Raw genomic sequence first — 21,204 nt, 5'->3', positions numbered from 1 at the left:
ATTGAGGTGAGTACGTCATGAATTTTCGTGATGAAATACAAAAAAGAATTTTGATCGGTGAAGGTGCGATGGGTACACTTCTTTATGCTACTGGTGTAGATCAATGTTTTGAAGAATTAAACATAACGAATCCAGGCTTAATTAAAAGTGTTCATCAAGCGTACGTCATTGCCGGTTCGGAAATTATCCAATCGAATACTTATGGAGCGAATCATTATAAGTTAAAAAGATTCGGATTAGAAGATCAGGTTTCCGTAATTAATAGAGAAGGAATGAAAATAGCTAGAAGTGCGGCAAATGAGGATTGTTTTGTTTTTGGGACAATTGGCGCGACGAGAAGTCTTCGCAAATCGGACATTTCGATAGATGAAATAAAAAGAAATTTTCGAGAGCAATTATTCAGCTTATTATTAGAAAATCCAGATGGTATTATTTTGGAGACCTATTATGATTTTGAGGAAATGGAGTCCGTTCTGAAAATTGCCAGACAAGAAACGACTTTACCAATTATTGCGAATGTATCTCTACATGAAATTGGTTATTTACAAAATGGAATGCATTTGAGTGATGCGCTAGAAAGATTAGAAGAACTTGGAGCAGATGTTGTCGGTGTTAATTGTCGTCTTGGTCCATATCATACCATTCGTTCGTTTGAACAAGTACCTCTTTTTAAAAAAGCAGTACTGTCTGCATATCCGAATGCAAGCCTCCCAGAATATTTAGATGGGAAGTTGAAGTACGAAGAAAATCCTGAATATTTCGGAAAAAGTTCATTACTCTTACGTGAACAAGGGGTAAGGGTTATTGGAGGATGTTGCGGCACCACGCCAAAGCATATTGAAGAAGTTAAGAAAGCTTTAAAAGGTTTAGAGCCAATTACAGAAAAGAGGATTACTCCAAGAAAGGTTGAAGTGATTCAAACTAGTGTGCAAGGAGAATCAGAAGCGTTATATGAAAAAGCAAGAAAACAACGTACTATTTTAGTAGAATTAGATCCGCCAAAGGTATTGAATACCTCAAAGTATATGGAGGGTGCGAAAGCATTAATGGATGCTGGAGCCGATACCATAACGATGGCTGATAATTCATTAGCTTCACCTCGAATTAGCAATATGGCATTAGGATCTAAATTGCAGCAACATGGAATTAATCCATTGATACATTTAACTTGCCGCGATCATAATTTAATAGGCTTACAATCGCATTTAATGGGTCTGCATACTTTAGGTATGGATGAAATTCTTGTGATTACAGGTGATCCATCAAAGGTTGGAGATTTTCCGGGAGCAACATCTGTGTATGATGTATCTTCTATGGATTTAATTAGTTTAATTAAACAATATAATCAAGGTGTTTCTTATAGTGGAAAGTCATTAGGGCAAAAAACGAATTTCAAAGTTGCTGCTGCTTTTAATCCTAATGTTAAGTACCTTCATAAGGCTGTTGCGCGTATGGAAAAGAAAATCTCCTGTGGAGCCGATTCTTTTTTAACTCAACCCATCTATTCGGTTCATCAAGTAGAAGAGATATACCAAGCGACAAAACATTTATCTACGCCGATTTTCTTAGGAATTATGCCTTTAACAAGTTATCGTAATGCAGAATTTATCCATCATGAAGTCCCTGGAATCACTTTACCTGAGTCGGTGTTACAGGCAATGGCCAAAGTTGGAGATGATCGCGTACAAGCTGAATTAGAAGGGATTGCCATTGCGAAAGAATTAGTTGAAGCGGCAATGGAAAGATTTAATGGAATATATTTAATAACACCATTTTTACGATATAACATGACAGCAGAGCTAACACAATTTATTCGAACAATTGATGCGAAGCAGAAAGAGGAAGTGTCGGTCTATGAATAATCATTCTTTAACGAATATAATGAAGGAACGAATTCTTGTTCTTGACGGGGCAATGGGTACGATGATCCAAAATGCCAATTTAACAGCTTCTGATTTTGGAGGCGAAGAATATGAAGGATGTAATGAATATTTATCACTGACATCTCCTGAGACGATCAGTAAAATTCATGAAGATTATCTACTAGCGGGTGCTGACATTATTGAAACAAATACTTTCGGTGCTACTCGTCTAGTATTGGATGAATACAATATAGGTTCTAAAGCTTATGAAATAAACAAAGCTTCCGCAGAGCTTGCAAAAGCAGCCTGTGAAAAATTTTCAACTCCTGAAAAGCCACGCTTTGTAGGCGGTTCGATGGGACCTACTACCAAAACGCTATCTTTAACAGGTGGTACAACTTTTGATTTGCTAAAAGCTTCTTATTGTGAGCAAGTAGAGGGCTTGATCGATGGTGGCTGTGATGTATTAATTGTGGAAACTTGCCAAGATATGTTGAATGTGAAAGCAGCCTATACGGGTATACAAGAGGCTTTTTCGAAAAAAGATAAAAAGCTCCCTATTATTATTTCCGGTACGATTGAGCCTATGGGAACGACTTTAGCTGGTCAGCCAATTGATGCTTTTTATTTTTCGTGTGACTATATGGAGCCTATTGCAGTAGGTTTGAATTGTGCAACTGGTCCTGAATTTATGACAGATCATGTTCGTACTCTTTCTCAATTAGCAAATACAGGAATTAGTTGTTATCCGAATGCGGGTTTACCTGATGAAGAAGGGCATTATCACGAATCACCATCTTCATTAGCAAGCAAAGTAAAGCAATTTGCTGAAAAAGGGTGGATTAATATTATTGGTGGCTGCTGTGGAACGACACCAGCACATATTTCTGCAATGGTAGAGGCGGTAAAGGACATAGCGCCACGTGTTATTTCAAGTGAAACACATAATCATGCAGTTTCGGGAACAGATTCTCTACTATATGATGATAGTATGAGACCACTCTTTGTTGGTGAGCGTACAAACGTAATTGGTTCAAGAAAATTTAAAGAACTCATTCGTGATAAGAAGTTTGAACAAGCATCAGAAATAGCTCGTGCCCAAGTAAAAAAAGGTGCACATGTTATTGATATATGTTTAGCAGATCCTGATGATGATGAGCTAGGTAACATGAAAGAGTTTGTTTCAGAGGTAGTCAAGAAAGTTAAAGTACCACTCGTAATTGACTCTACTGATGATAAGGTTATAGAAATGGCTCTTAAGCATTCACAAGGAAAGGCAGTTATTAATTCAGTCAATCTAGAAGATGGTGAAGAGAAATTTAAAAGTGTTTCAACACTTATTCATCAGTATGGTGGTGCATTAGTTGTTGGTACAATAGACGAAAAAGGAATGGCAGTTAAAGCAGAAGATAAATTACGCATAGCAAAACGCTCCTATGATTTGCTGGTTAATAAATATGGTGTTAATCCAAAAGATATCATTTTTGACCCACTAGTATTTCCCGTAGGTACTGGAGATGAACAATATATTGGATCAGCTCTTGAAACTGTTAAAGGGATACAGGCGATTAAAGAAACGATGCCAAATTGTTTAACGATTCTTGGTGTTAGCAATGTATCTTTCGGTTTGCCTCCTCGAGGAAGAGAGATTTTAAACGCTGTATTTTTATATCATTGTACAAAAGCTGGCTTAGATTATGCCATTGTTAATACAGAGAAGCTTGAACGTTTTGCAAGTATTCCAAAAGATGAAATCGAATTGTCTGAGAAGCTACTTTTTGAAACAAGTGATGAGACTCTTCAAGCGATGGTGGATTTTTATAGAGATAAGAAAGTTGTCAAACAAGTTGACCATAAAAAATTACCGTTAGAGGAACGATTAGCAAAATATATTGTCGAAGGTACGAAGGAAGGATTAATCCCTGATTTAGATGAAGCGCTAGCTAGGGGTAATGCACCACTCGATATCATTAATGGTCCATTAATGGCAGGCATGAGTGAGGTTGGGGTTCTATTTAACGATAACCAGCTAATTGTTGCAGAGGTTCTTCAAAGTGCGGAAGTTATGAAAGCATCCGTATCCCATTTAGAGCAATTTATGGAGAAAAGTGAGACAGGGAACTCGAAAGGGAAAATTATTTTAGCTACCGTAAAAGGTGACGTACATGATATAGGTAAAAATTTAGTTGAAATCATCCTATCTAATAATGGTTACGATATTATTGATTTAGGCATAAAAGTAACGGCTCAACAGCTTATTGAAGCTGTTGAACAGCACAAGCCTTCTATGATTGGTTTATCTGGGTTGCTTGTTAAATCAGCTCAGCAAATGGTTTTGACAGCCCAGGATTTAAAAGATAAAGAAATCAAGATACCAATTATAGTTGGAGGAGCTGCATTATCTAGGAAATTTACAGATACTAAAATAGCACCAGAATATAAAGGAACAGTACTTTATGCAAAGGATGCAATGGAAGGTTTAGCTTTAGTCAATACAATGCATGATGAAGAAAAGAAGCAATCATTTATTTTTGAACTAAATGAAAAAAGAAGAAAATCCCAAGCACTAGCTGCAACAAAAACTGAAAAAACAGTTGTGGAAAAAGCGGTAGTGACAGTTGGGCAAGCAAATGTAAAAGTGCCAGAAGATTTAAAAAGGCATACATTATTGAATTATCCTTTACAAAGTATAATGCCGTATGTAAATCGACAAATGTTAATCGGCCATCATTTAGGTCTAAAAGGTAAGTTAGATGCATTACTTGAGAAAAAAGATGAAAAAGCTTTGCAATTAACTGAACTAGTCGATTCATTGTATGAAGATTTATCAAGAGATCAGTATCAAGTGAATGGTGTATATCAATTTTTCCCTGCTCAAAGTGATGGGAATAAGGTCATTGTCTATAATCCTGACAATCAAAGTGAGATACTAGAAGTCTTTGATTTTCCAAGACAAAATAGTTCCCCATTTTTATGTTTAGCAGACTATTTGAAACCAGTTTCATCAGGGGAAATGGATTATGTCGCTTTCTATGTAGTAACAGCAGGTAAAGGAATTCGTAAGAAAAGTGATGAATGGAAAGAAAAAGGAGAGTTTTTGAAAAGTCATGCCATTCAGTCTATCGCTTTAGAAACAGCTGAAGGTTTTGCAGAAAGAATGCACCAAGTCATTCGTGATAAGTGGGGAATAAGCGATCATATCGATATGACTATGAAAGAACGTTTTGCCGCTAAATATATTGGGCAAAGATTTTCATTTGGATACCCGGCTTGTCCAAACTTAGAAGATCAAGAAAAACTATTTAGACTATTAAAGCCAGAGGATATTGGTGTCAAACTAACGGATGGCTGTATGATGGAACCAGAAGCATCTGTTTCAGCGATTGTGTTTGCCCATCCTGAGGCTAGGTACTTTAATGTGGAGAGATAACGCGAAATATCAACGTTTTTGGATGCCTTAGTAAAGAAATCAGAATTTGTGAATATAAATGATCACCGAAGTTAGCGTAATTTCTCTGATATAATCTGTAGTTATAAATGTTTAAAAACCTTCTTTTATCTAATTAATTAATTGGACGAGAGAAGGTTTTTTTATTGTGTAGAGAACATCATCTAACAATTGGGAATGAAAGCATAAGCTAGGTTATGATTCTGAGATTACTTATAATGGCTCGACAACAAAGATTACTGTTTGTAGTGCATAAGCTGAAGTAAATAAAGTCATAATTATGTTAAATAATATAAAAAACGCCAATGATTGTTGGTGTTATAATAAAAGACAAATAATCTTTATAAGGAGCTGTCCAAAATGAGAGATTTTCAAATACATTTTAATGGATTAGAGTATTCTGTATTTTACGAATATTGCGATGGGAATGTTTATTGGGAAACTATTCAAGATGGATTTGAGACGAAAGAAGATGCAATAAAATGGGTAGACGGAACAAACGCTGTTCTTGACGAGAGTGAAGAAAGAAGAGAAAGAGAGTTATGGATAGGGGTAAATTAAAGGTTTTATAGTGAATTTAATTTACTGATAAAATACTATATAAAATGTTAATATATATTCTTGGACATTGAAAGAGTCGTCAATAAGGGCGACTCTTATTTTTTTCTTTGAAAGACTACATTAGAAATTAATCTTCTATTACAAAAAAACACATCTAACTTTTTGCTAAATGTATAAATACTTTTTTCTAATTTAATTATAATTTCTGCTCAATGAGGGCGTTCGTGTTGATACGCCTTTACTAATAGTAGCACGTCTCCTGTCAGTGTATTTGTAATAGAAGTGGAAATTTTCATTATCATTTGACCGTATATTACTAAAATAATGACAAACAATAAAAAAGAAAGGAGAGAAGGAAATGTTCGATCAAATACATAAATGCAGAATGAGAATAATAGCTATTATATTTATCCTGTTTGTTGTAAATTTTCAATCATTTTTTTATCATGCAAATGCTCAAGTGAAAGGTGAAGCAGCTCTTACCGAACCAGATATACTCCCTAAAGAAGCGAAGGATAAATCAGAAAAAGTAGCCTATTTAACATTTGATGATGGCCCTTCTACTAATACGATTCCCATATTAGATATTTTGGATGAATATAATATTAAAGCGACTTTTTTTGTTATGGCGAACGATAGCGAGGAAGGGAAAATTGGATATAAAGAAATGATTGAACGAGGACATACCATTGCATTACATACATATTCTCATAATTATGCTGAAATTTATACTTCGCCCGATGCTTTTTTCAATAACATAAAAAAGCTAGAGGCCTTTTTATGGGATCGGTATTCAATAAAAACAAATATCCTTCGTTTTCCAGGAGGATCTAAAAATTATTCAAGTAAGCAATATGGTGGTCCTCAAATTATGCCTCGTATCATAGCAGAATGTGAAAAGAGAGGGTATAGATATTTTGATTGGAATATTGACTCAACAGATGGTATTAGTCCATCCATTAGCGTGTATACGATTACCTCGAAAGTTTTAAATGGTGCTAAGCATACAAATAAGGCAATAATTCTTTTGCATGATATTAATGCAATGGACAATACAGTAACATCTTTACCAACAATTATTAAAGGATTAAAAAAGCAAGGCTTCAGTTTCGATGTAATTCGTGATGAAACAGAAGATATGAGGTTTAAATAGAAAATAAAATCACTATTAAAGCACGAAGAAAATAGTGATTTTATTTTCGTTTTAATATTCAGAAAAAACTTTATAATAAAATAAAAAAAAACATCAAAATTATGTGTCAATTTTTTGTACTACTGAACTGGAAATGGTAATATAGCTGTGGAAACGTTTTAATCTTACTTTTTAATACTACCTATATCGTGTAATTATCGTTACATAATTTTTGATAAAGAAGTTATATTATCCGTATATAGGGTATTAAATAATAAGGATTATATATTGATAACTTCATAAGGTGGGGGTATATAAAATGGCCAGCCAGAGAACAGGCGGGAATCCATGGGATAGTCTAACAGGACCGAATTTTGCTTATTTATTAGAAAAATATGAGCAATATTTAGAGGATTCAAATTCTGTTGACGCAGACGTAAAAGAGTTATTTGACTATTGGGGAGGTCCTGAATTAAATTCAGTACTTTCACCAGCTGAAAACGAACAAGGAAGTAAGAATTTTGGAAATAGTGCAGTAAATATGAAAAAAATCATGGCAGCTGTTAAATTAGTTGACAATATTCGTATGTATGGTCATTTGTCAGCTAATATTTATCCGTTAAACCATGAGAAAAAAGAAGCAAAATTGTTAGACATTAGCAATTATGACTTAACTGAAGCGGATTTAAGAGCAATCCCAGCTTCTTTATTAAGTGAGTATGCTCCTGACTTTGTAAAGGATGGATACGAAGTAGTCTTGTATTTAAAAGAATTGTATACAAAAACAATTGCTTTTGAATTTCAACATGTAAGTGATATTAGAGAACGTGAGTGGTTAACAAGATTAGTTGAATCTACTGAAATGTTCCCACGAATCACAAAACAGAAGAAATTAGCTCTATTAAAAAGTCTTAGTGAAGTTGAAGGATTTGAGAAATTCCTTCATAAGACCTATGTCGGACAAAAACGATTTTCTGTTGAAGGCTTAGATGCACTTATACCTATTTTAGATGAATTAATCTCTGAAGCTGTTCAATCAGGAACGACAAATATTAATATTGGTATGGCTCATAGAGGACGTCTTAATGTTTTAGCACACACATTAGGAAAGCCATATGAAGTTATATTTTCTGAATTCCAACACTCTCCTAATAAGGATTTAGTACCATCTGAAGGTTCAATTGGCATTAATTACGGTTGGACTGGAGATGTTAAATATCATTTAGGTGCAGATAAACAAATTAAAAATGAAAACATAGTGAAAGCAAGACTAACGTTAGCTAACAATCCAAGTCATTTGGAGTTTGTTGGAGCGATTGTTGAAGGCTACACTAGAGCATATCAAGATGATCGTACGAAATCAGGCGTTCCAGAACAAGATTTCGGAAAATCTTTAGCTGTTGTTATTCATGGTGATGCAGCATTCCCTGGTGAAGGTATTGTTGCTGAAACATTGAATTTGAGTGGATTAAAAGGCTATCAAACAGGTGGATCAGTTCATATTATTACAAATAATATGATTGGATTTACAACTGAGAGCTCAGATTCTAGAACAACAAAATATTCAAGTGATTTAGCGAAAGGATATGAAATTCCTATCGTTCACGTTAATGCTGATGATCCAGAAGCTTGTTTAGCAGCTGTTCATTTAGCTTATATATATAGAAAAGAATTCAAGAAAGATTTCTTAATTGATTTAATTGGATATCGTCGATTTGGACATAACGAAATGGATGAGCCAATGACAACAAATCCAATGATGTACAACCTGGTTCACAAACATCCAACAGTAAAAGAAATTTATGCAAACAAATTAATTGAAGCAGGTGAAATTTCAAAAGAATCACTTGATGAAATTGATAATGCTGTTCAAGCGAAGTTAAAAGCAGCACATGATAAAATCGCTGATAATAAAAAAGATGCGTTATTTAGCATGATGCTACCAGAAACAGTTGAAAATGGTATTCCAAAAATGGATACTTCTGTTAGCTTAGATCGCCTGAAATCAATTAATAGCGAATTGCTTCAATGGCCTGAAGGGTTTAATGTTTTCAAAAAACTCGAAAAAATCTTAACTCGTCGTAAAAATGCTGTTGAAGAAAATGGTAAAATTGAATGGGCATTAGCAGAATCATTAGCTTTCGGTTCAATTCTAGAAGATGGTACGCCAATTAGAATGTCTGGACAGGATGCGCAACGTGGTACATTTGCTCATAGACATTTAGTACTACACGACAGTGTAAATGGTGAAGAATATACACCTTTAAACCATATATCAAACTCAAAAGCTTCGTTCACAGTGATTAATAGTCCATTAACTGAAACAGCTGTTTTAGCATTTGAATATGGTTATAACGTATTTTCACCTGAAACTTTAGTCATTTGGGAAGCTCAATTCGGAGATTTTGCAAATGTGGCACAAGTAATATTTGACCAATTTATTTCATCAAGCCGTGCGAAATGGGGTCAAAAATCAGGTCTAGTAATGCTTCTACCACATGGATATGAAGGTCAAGGACCAGAGCATTCTAGTGCACGTATTGAACGTTATTTACAACTAGCAGCAGAAAATAACTGGACTGTTGCAAATCTATCAAGTGCAGCTCAATATTTCCATATTTTAAGAAGACAAGCTAAAGTTCTTAAAATGGAAGAAGTAAGACCATTAGTTTTAATTACACCAAAAAGCTTGCTAAGAAATCCATTAGTTGCAGCTTCACCTGAAGAACTTGTTGAAGGTGAATTCAAGCCATTCTTTGAAGATCCATCAACAATAGATGCAAAAGCTAAGGATGTAACAAAAATTATTATTAGCACAGGTAAGATGAGTATTGACTTACATGAGCATTCTTTATCACTTGAAGATAAGAAAAATATTAAACTAGTAAGATTAGAAGAAATTTATCCATTCCCATTCATTGATATTCAAAATTTCTTCTCTCAATATAAATCATTGAAAGAAATTGTATGGGTACAAGAAGAACCGAAAAACCAAGGTGCATGGAATTTTGTTGAACCAAGATTAAATGCAGCTGCTCCTAAAGGTGTAGATGTACGCTATATCGGAAGAAGAAGACGCTCAAGCACTGCCGAAGGAGATCCAATTATTCACAAACAAGATCAAAATCGTATTATTACTGAAGCATTTCAATAATAAAGCAAAGAGGGGATAGTATTATGGCACAAATCATAGTACCAGAATTAGCAGAATCGATCACAGAGGGAACAATTGCCCAATGGTTAAAAAAACCAGGTGAAGCAATTGAAAAAGGCGAATATATCGCTGAGTTAGAAACGGATAAAGTAAATGTTGAAATCATTTCTGAACATAGTGGTGTAGTAGGCGACTTGTTAAAAGAAGAAGGAGATACTGTACAAGTCGGTGAAGCTATTGCAGTTGTGAATGAAGGTGGAGCTGCAGCGCCAGCACCAGCTGCTGAAACTCCAGCACCAGCTCAAGAAGCATCAGCTAAAGAAGAAGTGAAACCAGCAGCAGCTGAAGAGCCTACTAAAGTAGGTAACGGAATCGTTGCTTCACCAGCAGCTAGAAAATTAGCACGTGAAAAAGGCATTGATTTGCATAATGTTCATGCAAATGATCCACTTGGTCGTGTTCGTGTACAAGATGTAGCGAATGCTGGCACTCAACCAGTAGCGGCAGCTCCTACTGCACCTGCACAACCAAAACAACAAGCTGCACCAGCACCTGCTGCAGTGCAATTTGATAAACCGGTTGAGGTTGTAAAAATGTCTCGTAGAAGACAAACAATTGCAAAACGCTTAGTGGATGTACAACACACAGCGGCAATGTTGACTACTTTTAATGAAGTTGATATGTCTGCGATAATGGATTTACGTAACCGTCGTAAAGAAGCATTCCAAAAAAATAATGATGTAAAACTTGGATTTATGTCATTCTTTACAAAAGCGGTAGTTGGAGCACTGAAAAAATTTCCATTGTTAAATGCGGAAATTCAAGGTGACGAATTAATCATTAAAAAATTCTATGATATTGGTATTGCTGTTGCTGCTCCAGATGGACTAGTAGTTCCAGTCGTAAGAGATGCAGATAAAATTGGTTTCGCTGGTATAGAAAAATCTATCGGTGAATTAGCTGAAAAAGCTCGTAATAACAAGCTTGGCTTAAATGATTTAACTGGCGGAACATTTACTATTACAAATGGTGGTACATTTGGATCATTAATGTCTACACCAATTTTAAATGCTCCACAAGTTGGTATTCTTGGAATGCATAAAACACAATATCGTCCAGTTGCCATTGATGCAAATACAATGGAAATTAGACCAATGATGTATATCGCACTTTCATATGATCACCGTATTGTAGATGGAAAAGAAGCTGTAAGCTTCCTAGTTAAAGTTAAAGAATTACTCGAAGATCCAGAACAATTATTATTAGAAGGTTGATTATAGAAAGAGAAAAAGAATGCTCTAAGCAGCTTATACGCTGTTATGAGCATTCTTTTTTTATGGCTGTTAAAGGTTGTTTGCTTTTATCATAGACTGTTTCTCTAAAATATTTTTTAAGTTCCCTGAATGAATTTAGATGTAAAAAAAGGCAGTACGGTATAGTTACCTAAGCAATACAAAACAGGAGTGATTTCATGAAACTACTGAATGCCTTTCAATTAAAAAATTTGCTATGGTACTAATGGTACTGGATCATTTATATTCGTATATTCCAGGAATGCCAGAATGGTTTTCATTAGTAGGGAGAATCGCTGCACCAATTTTCTTTTATTTTATTGTCGAAGGATTTACTTATACAAGAAGTCGGAAACGTTATTTAGGTCGTTTATATGGATGGGCAACAATTATGCTTATTGGGTCATTTATACTTACGAATATTTTTCCAAGTGAGTATGGTCTTCACAATATATCTTCTTATCTTTGGCTTTAGCGGTCACGATGTTATGTACTATTGAATGGAGCTTTAAGGGTGGAGTTTATAGATGGTTAGGGATTGGAGCCACCATTGTAATAGCTGCTATTTCTTTTATAACTGAAGCTTCGTTATACGGTACCGTCATGACGCTGATATTTTACTTTTTGAAAGACAAAAAAATGTGGATGGCCATCATTTATGTTTTTGTCTCTTTAGGTCTAACTATTGGAATGGCATCAGCTTATATTTTTGAAGCCATGTTTATCTTTGATTATCAATGGGCGATGGTTTTTGCGATCCCATTTATTCTTTTATACAATGGCAAACGAGGTTTAAATAATCCGATTACAAAGTACATGTTTTATATTTTTTACCCGTTGCATTTATGGATTATTTATATAATTAGCTATTTTATAACATAATAATAAAAGCTAAAAAAGACTCTTTATCATTTTAGAGTCTTTTTTTACTGTTATTTTGAGATGTGTATAAACCCGTATACTGTAACAAATGAAATCGCTTTCTTCAAACTCGGATATAGTAATTGGAAATTATTTTACAATGAATAGTTTGAATCGATTTGTTAAGGTTAGTGGGACCTAGAAAAAAGGAGGAAATAACATGAAAAAATTACTATTCAGTTTAGTGATTGCTGCTGCTATGCTCCTGATTTCTTTGGTGCCTGCTCAGGGATTAGCAGAAACAACTAAAGAAGCATCTCCGAAAAATAGAAATGCAAAAGGTGAAATGCTACATGTCGTCAAAAAGGATGAAAATGTTACAGATATAGCGATTCATTATGGTGTACCACTACCAGATTTAATAAAGAAAAATAAGATCAAGGATCAAAAGATAAATGAAGGAGATGTTTTAGTTTTACCGAAAACATTAACTTCACAAGAGAAAGATTTGATGGCAAGACTTGTTCATGCTGAAGCTAAAGGAGAGCCTTATAAAGGTAAAGTAGCAGTTGCAGTTGTCGTATTAAATCGTGTTGATAGTGACAAGTTTCCAAATACAGTAACAAAAGTTATTAATGCCAAAGGACAATTTAGTCCTGTTGCTAACGGTTCAATTAAAAAACCTGCAAGTGCTGAGTCTAAAAAAGCAGTAAATGAAGCAATTGCATTGCAGCATAAAGGCACAAAAGCGACATTCTTCTATAATCCTGACAAAACAAATGATAAATGGATTAAATCTTTGCCAGTTCTAGCTAAGATTGGTAACCATACATTTGCTACATCTTAAACGTATGGTTACCTGAAGAGAGTTCATTTATGTAAAAAAATAATCGTTAATAACGTTCTAATATAATGGCTGTTTTCGCATACTTTATTGTCTATGAACGAGTTAGTGAATAGCGGATGAGTATAATCTCTTTCAATCGATCTTTTAGTGTATAAACAACAATCTTTTAGAAAACAGCCTAAATCATTTAAAAAGAGCACTATGGAAGTGACCCCTTAAAGTTAGAGTTTTTATTATGCAGCTAATTGGCTGGTTTGAGTTCGGTATTGTACTGGACTTAAACCAGCCAATTTTTGCTTAATATGTTTGTTGTTATAGTAATCGATATACTCTTCAATCTTTCGTTTTAGCTCATCATACGATACTAATTCTTCTTCATAATACATTTCTTGTTTTAGAATGCCGAAGAAATCTTCTATTACCGCATTATCTGCACACGTTGCTTTTCTAGACATACTCTGAAAAATGTTAGTTTGCTTTAATGTCTGAATCCATTTGTTGTGCTGGTAATGCCACCCTTGATCTGAATGTATAGTTGTTCGATATTTCGCGTCCTTTTTAATCACTTTCACTGCTTGATTTAATGGTTCTATAACGAAATCTAATGTTGGTCTTTTGGACACACCAAAAGAAATAATCTTACCATTATATACATCTAGAATGGGGCTTAAATAGAGTTTTTCATCTCCAACACATTTGAATTCAGTTACATCTGTTACGGGTTTCTGAAGGCGAATGGGTGTATGAAACCTACGATTTAAGCGATTTTTCGCTACTTTACCGACCTTCCCTTTATAGGAATTATAGCGAGATTTACGTGTGAATTTGGCACACTTCAAGTCTAACTCTTCCATGATTCGTTGCATTTTTTTATGATTAATGATGTAACCTTGCGTTCTTAATGCTAAATAAATACGACAGTATCCGTAGTTTCCCTCGTGCTTTTGAAAAAGGTCAAAAATGATTTCTTTCCATGCTTGATCTGGATCTTCCTTTTTAAACTGTTTCACTTGATAATGATACGTTGACTCGGGAATATCAACCAATTCTAGCACATCTCTTAATTTGAATCCTTCTTCTTTGAGTTCGAATGCCAGTGCTGCTTGTGCTTGACGAGAAAGGCATTCGGATCCTTCTGTAAAGCATTTAACTTTTTTAAATAGGCATTCTCTAAGCGAAGAAGTTCATTTTCACGTTCTAATTGTTCTTCACGAGATAATTCATTTTCTGTTTTGCTTGATTTAACTTTTCGATTTTTAGACATAGGAGGTCGTCCTTTCCCTTTTTCTTTCAGGCCTCCTACACCTTCTTTCAAAAAAATTCTGTACCAATTCGCAATCATAGTGGGATTATTCATGTTAAATTGAATCGCTGTATCTTGGTAAGAAGCACCTGTTTGTTTCATAAAGTGTAATACATCGAGTTTCAATTGAATAGGAATATTTTGTTTCGACTGTTTCTTACATAATCCATCTTCTCCAAATGCATTATAAGCTCGTACCCAACGCTGGATTTGTGCCTTATTTGGTATGCCGAATTTTTTCGCTAACGATACATAACCTAAAGTTCCTTTTAAATACTCTTTGACAATGTGTAATTTTAATTTTCCACTATATTTTGCCATAACAAAACACCCCAAAAGTTAGTTTTTTACTCTAACTTTTGGGGTAAGACACCTATCGGGCTCTTTTTTTGTTGATAATAGGAAAAAGTATATCATTTTGAACTTAGATTGCTGTCTAGATTAACTCCAATCACTCGAGGTCATAAGCCTAGCCAGTCTTGAAGTGGGCATAATCCGGCTTGGCTTATGCTGGTCGGGGATGATCAGAATACTTGAGCTTTTGTTCTTGTTACATTTCATTTTTCATTTGAACTCGTTTTCATACTGGCTTCCATTAGAAAGATATATTATGCTAGTTGAAGTAAATAAATCTCAAAATTGTTCATATTTATGGATGAAAAACGCGTAATAGAGATAGTAATGAGGGTTGTTTCATGGAATTATCATCAAAACAGTTAATAAAAGAATGGCAGCAGGCTCTACAAGCTGAAATTGCCTATTTAAAAAAGTATGGGAGTAAGAAATATCCACTTGCCCATGGAAGGAAATTGAATGGCTCAGATGATTACACCTATTATTTTGATTGTAATCAAATACTTACGATTCCTAATGGTTCAATTATAAAAATTAAATGGGGACTAAGTGAAAAAGAAGGACGTATCCTTTCATCGGAGGGAAAAGGGGTCATTGTTGTACTCGATGAATTCATTGGAGAGGATGTTTCTGAGGCTTATCTTATTTATGATCCATGGCAACTTTTGGACGAGCTTTGTTCAAGATTAGCAGAAATTAAAAAAAGCAAACTAAAACGAAGTAGAATTAAACGCTTATTAGCTCCAAATATGGAAACGAGACATCCTAATATGAAGGATGTTTCAAGTGTGAAAGCATTATTTGTCCGCTCTAAATATAATCCAGTCACTTACGTATGGGGGCCACCGGGAACGGGTAAAACATATACTCTAGCAAGAGTAGCAGCGAATATGTATTTACAAAAAAAGAAGATATTAATTTTTGCCCAAAGTAATGCAGCAGTAGATGTTTTAATGAATGAAATACACCATTTTTTAAATAAAATAAACAAATTTACAGAAGGAGAAATACTTAGGTATGGTTCTCAAGTTAATTCTTCTAACGTTCATGAAAGTATAACGATTCATTATTTATTGTCAAAGCAAGATCCTCGTTTAATAAAAAATAAAGAAGATTTATTAAAAGAAAGAAATGCATTAAAAAATGATTTGTATAAATCTTTTAGTGATCGTGATTCTAAAAAGTTAATGCAAATTGAAAATAAAGTGGCTTCCATTTTAGAAAAAATGAAAAGAAAAGAAAAAACATTATTAAAAGATGCTGATATCATTGGCACGACTTTAGCAAGAGCGGCTACGGATCCATCGATTTATGAGCATTCCTATGATTTGGCGATTATTGATGAGGCTAGCATGTGTTATATTCCACAGGCAGCTTTTGCTGCTTCTCTTGCAAAGAAGGTAATTGTTTGTGGTGATTTTAAACAGCTCCCGCCAATTGCACAATCGAAACATCGTTTAGTGGATGAATGGTTAAAGAAAGATATATTTCATAAATCCGGTGTTGTAGATAGAGTTAAGAATCAAGATTTGCATCCTCATCTATTATTATTAAATGAGCAAAGAAGAATGCATCCAGAAATATCATCGTTTACCAATAAATATGTATATCATTCTCTCGTTCATGATCACCCTAGTGTTCGCAAAAATAGAAACGAGATGATAAATAGAAAACCATTTCCTCAGCATGCTTCTATCCTTTTAGATACGAGTTATACTGGTCCATACAGTATCACAGAGAAGGCTTCATACTCTCGTTGGAATCCATGGCATTTAATGATTTCCTTTCAACTAATTCAAGAAGCTCTAAGTGATGGGTGTCAGTCGATTGGATACATAACTCCATATAGGGCGCAAAGTGAAATGATGAATGTATTACTTGAAGAATTTTATCAGCTTGAATATGCGAATGGAACTATTATTTCAGCTACTGTTCACAAATTCCAGGGAAGTGAAAAAGAAGTTATTATATTTGATAGCGTAGATGGACAACCTCATGATAGACCAGGGATGTTATTGATTGGTAAGGAAAGTGAAAGATTAATAAATGTTGCTATTACGAGAACCAAAGGTAAATTTATTCATGTAAATAATAAAGAGTATACATTGAGAAAAGTGGGTCGATTACAGACTTTTAGAAAGCTAACAGAGCATCAAATGAATTATAATCCGTGTATTACTCATCAAGAAATTGGAACATGGATTAAACATCAAGATTCAAAGATTCAATGGATTCATGCCAAAAAACAAGATGTGGTATTTAAAGACATTGCTCAAGCTAATTCTTCTATCTTGATATCAGTACCTGGAAATGAAAAGCTTTCACCTGAATGGATAGAAAAGCTAAATCAAAGAAAAAAGCGAGTTCAATTATCGATTATTTCAGAGGTACATCATGATTTATTAGGTTCACTTATTCCAGAAACTATTCCTTTTCCTTTTATTCTGATCGATAATCAATATTTATGGATTGGCCAGCCTTTTCAATTAGTTAAGGGAACAAGGCCGCCATATGTAGCGGTTCGCATCCATTCAATAGCTTTCGCTGAACAGTTTCTGAACCATTTACCAATGGAATTTACGTGGAAATGATTTACTTGAAATTGTGAAGAAATTGTATAAAATTTACCATTTATATGCATGCTAACAATACACATATATAGTTAAGGAATGGTTACATGCAAAATATTGTGAAATTTATGATTGGGTTCATGACATTGCTACTCTTAGCTGCTTGCACTGTACAAGATAAAGGAAATCAAAAATCCACTCCGGATTCTGAAAAGAAGCCTATACAAATATTGGTTATCGGTATTGACACTCGTGGAGAAGAAAAATCGAGAAGTGATGCTATACTAGTTTGTCAATATGATCCGAAAAAGAGAAGTATAAAAATTGCTTCTTTAATGAGAGATACTTTTGTAAAAATTCCTACTTATAATAAAGGCTATAATAAATTAAATACAGCTTATTTTCTAGGTGGAAAAGAATTATTAGTTAAAACGATTAAAGAGAACTTCGGAATAACAATTGATCATGTAGTAACCATTGATTTTAAAGGATTTACTCATGTTATTGATACCCTCGTTCCAGAAGGTATTGAAGTGATTGTTACAAAGGAAATGATTGCAGATATGAACCTTCCATATGACGAAGGGAAACATCGTTTACATGGTGATGAATTATTAAATTACGTAAGATTTCGCCATGATCAAGAAAGTGATTTTGGACGAGTAAAAAGGCAACAAGAAGTGATGGTTAAAATAAAGGAACAATTAACAGAAGAAATGACATCAGTTGAAAATTTTGCTACTTTGCCTAAACTGGTAGAAGGTTCATTAAAGTATGTAGATAGTGATTTAAGTATGACGGAAACACTTTCATTAGTTTCGACGGTATTATTACATCAAATTGACAGTATTGAAACAATGACGATTCCAATTGAAAATAGCTTTGAGAACAAAACATATGAACATGCGGGTGCTGTGTTACAAATGGATAGCCAGAAAAACATTGAAGCACTCAGTAATTTCTTCACCCTACCAAAACCAGTTAGTAAATAAGTAAACAGAAACTAATCCTTTCTGTAGCCTATAGTCCAGTCTAAGAGAAGCTATCTTGAAGGTGTTTTTTCCTTCTAGATAGCTTCTCTTATGTATGACCTCAAGGGGCTAAGCACTGGAGCTAGACAGTACGCAAAGTAAAGGAATTAAAGTATTCAATATAAAAGAAAACCGACACCGTTCCTTTTGAAACAATCTCATTCATTGATAAATTTATCTATCATACAATGTTTTAAATAACATTCAAAAGGAGCCATACGGCGAAACAAGTCGATGTTCAAAAGTTCTTCAAATATAATTTACTGTATATGCTGTCAACAAATTTCATAAAGTAATGTATAATATGGTATAAGAGAATTACTTTAGGGAGGGATACATTTGAAAGAAACGCATGTATACACCAAAAAAGAAGAACTTGTTAATGCAATAACACATGGTATTGGTGTCCTTCTAAGCATTACGGCTTTAGTGTTTTTAATTATTTTCGCTGTGAAAAATGGAACTGCCTGGCATGTTGTATCATTTTCTATCTATGGTGCAACGATGTTATTACTTTATCTTTGTTCAACCTTAGTCCACAGCTTCCCAGAAGGTAAGGCAAAAGATATATTTGAAATTTTTGATCATTCAGCGATTTATCTGTTTATCGCAGGAACGTATACACCATTTATGTTAGTTGTTCTAAATGGACCTTTGGGTTGGACGTTATTAAGTATAGTTTGGGCAATTGCGATTGCTGGCGTAGTATTTAAATCGTTCTTTGTTAAAAAATTTATGTTTATGTCAACCGTGCTGTATGTTGTGATGGGCTGGTTGATCGTTATTGCTTGGGAGCCACTAACTGCTACTTTACCAACTGCAGGAATTGTCCTATTAGTAACTGGTGGTATATTGTATACAGTTGGTGCTATTTTCTATGTATGGAGAGGATTTTTATTTCACCATGCGATTTGGCACTTGTTTGTATTAGCAGGCTCAATTTCTCACTTTTTCGCCGTTTTATTCTATGTGACACCTATTAGAATATAAATTAACTCCATTAACTGTTATGAATATCAACATAGAAAACTGTTCTTAGTGAACAGTTTTTTTATTAAGCTGTTATCACTATTTGTTGCTTCTGAACAAGTAGTGATGACAGCTTGGGTTGAATTCCGCTCCAATCGACTTATATACGCAACAAAATAATATAAAACTATAAACTTTTAGAAATTAGTCTTTAATATAGATATACTTTAATATATGAATATGTGAATAAGAAATCTTAGGAAAGTAGGTGTATGATGGAGGCAGCTGTTCAAGCGCTTTTTTCAGATGAAATTATACATTTTGGGTTAAATCAGTTCTCAGTAGATATAGCATCATTAAAAAAACTAGGTGAATTTGAAAGTTATATATTTGAAGGTATGAAGGATAATCAAGCAGTGATTCTTCGTTATACTCACAGCTCTCATCGTAATAGACAACAAATATTATCTGAAATAGACTGGGTATCCTATTTGAAAAGCAATAGAGTGAATGTATATGAACATTATCGTTCTATAAATGATCGTTATCTTGAAAGTGTCTTGGCACTTGATGGAAGTGAATTTTATGTATGTTGCTATGAAAAACTTCCAGGAGTAAGAGTGGAAGTCAACATGATTATGGAAAATTCTGATTTAATCGTTAAATGGGGAGAAGTAATTGGTGAAATGCATAGTATTACAACTACTTATAAACCCTCAATTCATGTAGGAAAAAGATTAGAATGGTACGAAGAGGAGCTTCTTGATTTACATCAATATAAAGTCAAAGACCAAACAATTCGTTATGGTCAATCTATCGTAAAAAGTCTTTGTAAATTAAAAAAGAACAGTGAAAATTATGGATTAATTCACTCTGATTTACATTCAGGAAATTTTACGTATGATCAAGGGGATTTGTATATTTTTGATTTTGATGATTGCTCATACCACTGGTTTGCAAGTGATATAGCAATTCCTTTATACTATACAGTGTTATCCCGAAGTTTTCAGTTTAAAGATGGAGAGCAAGACTTTGCTTATTATTTTATGAAGTATTTCCTAGAAGGCTATAGAAAAAATCACTTTATTACTCAGGACGACCTTAAAACAATACCTCTTTTTCTAAAATTAAGAGATATCACTTTACTTTCAGTTATGCTTAAAAAATTTGATTTAGATAATCTGAGTGATAGTGAAGCAAGACTTTATCAATCAGTAAAACATCGAGTAGATAATGAAGTCTCAATTGTTAATGTAAATTGGAGTGAAATATAAAGAAGAAGACATAAAGGGAAGGAGATATATAACCTATCCTTTATGTCTTCTTTATTAGATTAAATAATGATAAGTTATCTATAATAAATGCTAATAATTGAATGGAGTAGAAAAAAATTAGGTGAAATTTCTGTAATTGGTTAATAAAGGATTGAATTTTACGAAAATGACAAAGATTGTTCAATATTTCACAAAGTTTTACACACAAAAACCGTATATAATAATTTTTGTAGAGAGAGAGAAGCTTCACAAGAGAAGAAGGAGTGATTTTTATGATGGTATGTGAATGGAAGCCATTTACAACAGACATGAAAACCTACACAAGAGAAGATATCGAAGAATTAACAGGTGATGAATTTGAAGCAATGAGATTCGATGAAGGAGCTGAATTTCCTTCAATTATCTGGACTACAAACTTTGTTTGTATAGTAAAAGAAAATGCAAGAATGATTAGTGATATTTCGATAACAAAAATTCCGCGTAATCCAGTTTGTGAGTAATTTGTGTTTTGCTAGCGAAAAGCTAGTTATATTTTAAACACAATAT

16 protein-coding genes are annotated in these 21,204 nt (G+C 33.9%); 14 read left to right on the top strand and 2 right to left on the bottom strand.

What is annotated here, in order from left to right; all coding sequences use genetic code 11:
- Window positions 1-17: 17 nt before the first annotated feature.
- The 9 genes from BN349_RS08235 (at window position 18) to BN349_RS08200 (ending at window position 13,157) form a co-directional block, all read left to right on the top strand.
- Window positions 18-1,862: a bifunctional homocysteine S-methyltransferase/methylenetetrahydrofolate reductase gene (locus tag BN349_RS08235; RefSeq protein ID WP_019241812.1), complete on the top strand. Its 1,845-nt coding sequence runs from the start codon at window positions 18-20 to the stop codon at window positions 1,860-1,862.
- On the top strand, window positions 1,855-5,292 hold the full coding sequence (gene metH / locus BN349_RS08230) for a methionine synthase (protein ID WP_019241811.1): 3,438 nt from the start codon (window positions 1,855-1,857) through the stop codon (window positions 5,290-5,292). Before BN349_RS08235 ends, metH begins: the two co-directional genes overlap by 8 nt.
- A 378-nt stretch (window positions 5,293-5,670) precedes the next feature.
- Window positions 5,671-5,871, top strand: coding sequence for a hypothetical protein (locus tag BN349_RS08225; protein WP_019241810.1), 201 nt, complete (start codon window positions 5,671-5,673; stop codon window positions 5,869-5,871).
- Window positions 5,872-6,229: 358 nt separating this feature from the next.
- The gene (locus BN349_RS08220) at window positions 6,230-7,024 is read left to right on the top strand and encodes a polysaccharide deacetylase family protein (RefSeq protein WP_019241809.1); all 795 of its coding nucleotides are present in this window, start codon (window positions 6,230-6,232) and stop codon (window positions 7,022-7,024) included.
- A gap of 298 nt (window positions 7,025-7,322) precedes the next feature.
- The gene (sucA, locus tag BN349_RS08215; RefSeq protein WP_019241808.1) at window positions 7,323-10,157 is read left to right on the top strand and encodes a 2-oxoglutarate dehydrogenase E1 component; all 2,835 of its coding nucleotides are present in this window, start codon (window positions 7,323-7,325) and stop codon (window positions 10,155-10,157) included.
- Window positions 10,158-10,180: 23 nt separating this feature from the next.
- Window positions 10,181-11,431, top strand: coding sequence for a 2-oxoglutarate dehydrogenase complex dihydrolipoyllysine-residue succinyltransferase (gene odhB / locus BN349_RS08210; protein WP_019241807.1), 1,251 nt, complete (start codon window positions 10,181-10,183; stop codon window positions 11,429-11,431).
- Between the two features lie 235 nt (window positions 11,432-11,666).
- Window positions 11,667-11,924, top strand: a complete 258-nt coding sequence (locus BN349_RS26635) for a TraX family protein (RefSeq protein ID WP_269719695.1) — start codon at window positions 11,667-11,669, stop codon at window positions 11,922-11,924.
- 8 nt (window positions 11,925-11,932) lie between these two features.
- A complete protein-coding gene (locus tag BN349_RS26630) occupies window positions 11,933-12,331 on the top strand; it encodes a TraX family protein (RefSeq protein ID WP_269719694.1) in 399 nt (132 codons plus the stop codon).
- A 199-nt stretch (window positions 12,332-12,530) separates the two neighbouring features.
- Window positions 12,531-13,157, top strand: coding sequence for a cell wall hydrolase (locus BN349_RS08200; protein ID WP_019241806.1), 627 nt, complete (start codon window positions 12,531-12,533; stop codon window positions 13,155-13,157).
- Window positions 13,158-13,390: 233 nt separating this feature from the next.
- Here the strand turns inward: BN349_RS08200 and BN349_RS08195 are convergent, their stop codons facing one another.
- Together BN349_RS08195 and BN349_RS08190 are read right to left on the bottom strand one after the other, a co-directional pair.
- Window positions 13,391-14,254: an IS3 family transposase gene (locus BN349_RS08195; protein WP_232423538.1), complete on the bottom strand. Its 864-nt coding sequence runs from the start codon at window positions 14,252-14,254 to the stop codon at window positions 13,391-13,393.
- Window positions 14,218-14,781, bottom strand: coding sequence for a helix-turn-helix domain-containing protein (locus BN349_RS08190; RefSeq protein ID WP_019241804.1), 564 nt, complete (start codon window positions 14,779-14,781; stop codon window positions 14,218-14,220). The genes BN349_RS08195 and BN349_RS08190 overlap by 37 nt, the downstream gene beginning before the upstream one ends.
- Window positions 14,782-15,155: 374 nt before the next feature.
- Here BN349_RS08190 and BN349_RS08185 point away from each other — a divergent pair, with 374 nt between their 5' ends.
- From BN349_RS08185 to BN349_RS08160, 5 genes are all read left to right on the top strand, one after another.
- Complete coding sequence (locus tag BN349_RS08185) at window positions 15,156-17,405, top strand: DEAD/DEAH box helicase (protein ID WP_019241803.1); 2,250 nt, start codon at window positions 15,156-15,158, stop codon at window positions 17,403-17,405.
- 86 nt (window positions 17,406-17,491) lie between these two features.
- On the top strand, window positions 17,492-18,376 hold the full coding sequence (locus tag BN349_RS08180; RefSeq protein ID WP_019241802.1) for an LCP family protein: 885 nt from the start codon (window positions 17,492-17,494) through the stop codon (window positions 18,374-18,376).
- A gap of 378 nt (window positions 18,377-18,754) precedes the next feature.
- Entirely contained in the window at window positions 18,755-19,405 is a 651-nt protein-coding gene (trhA, locus tag BN349_RS08175) for a PAQR family membrane homeostasis protein TrhA (RefSeq protein WP_019241801.1), read from the top strand.
- Between the two features lie 251 nt (window positions 19,406-19,656).
- A complete protein-coding gene (locus tag BN349_RS08170; RefSeq protein ID WP_019241800.1) occupies window positions 19,657-20,658 on the top strand; it encodes a phosphotransferase enzyme family protein in 1,002 nt (333 codons plus the stop codon).
- A 272-nt stretch (window positions 20,659-20,930) separates the two neighbouring features.
- Complete coding sequence (locus tag BN349_RS08160; protein WP_019241799.1) at window positions 20,931-21,158, top strand: hypothetical protein; 228 nt, start codon at window positions 20,931-20,933, stop codon at window positions 21,156-21,158.
- Window positions 21,159-21,204 lie beyond the last annotated feature (46 nt).

Source organism: Bacillus sp. AP8 (genome assembly GCF_000321185.1).
Classification (GTDB): Bacteria; Bacillota; Bacilli; order Bacillales; family DSM-1321; genus Bacillus_AD; species Bacillus_AD massilioanorexius.
The sequence above is the reverse complement of the archived record's forward strand: the minus strand, read 5'-3'. Positions and strand labels throughout refer to the sequence as shown.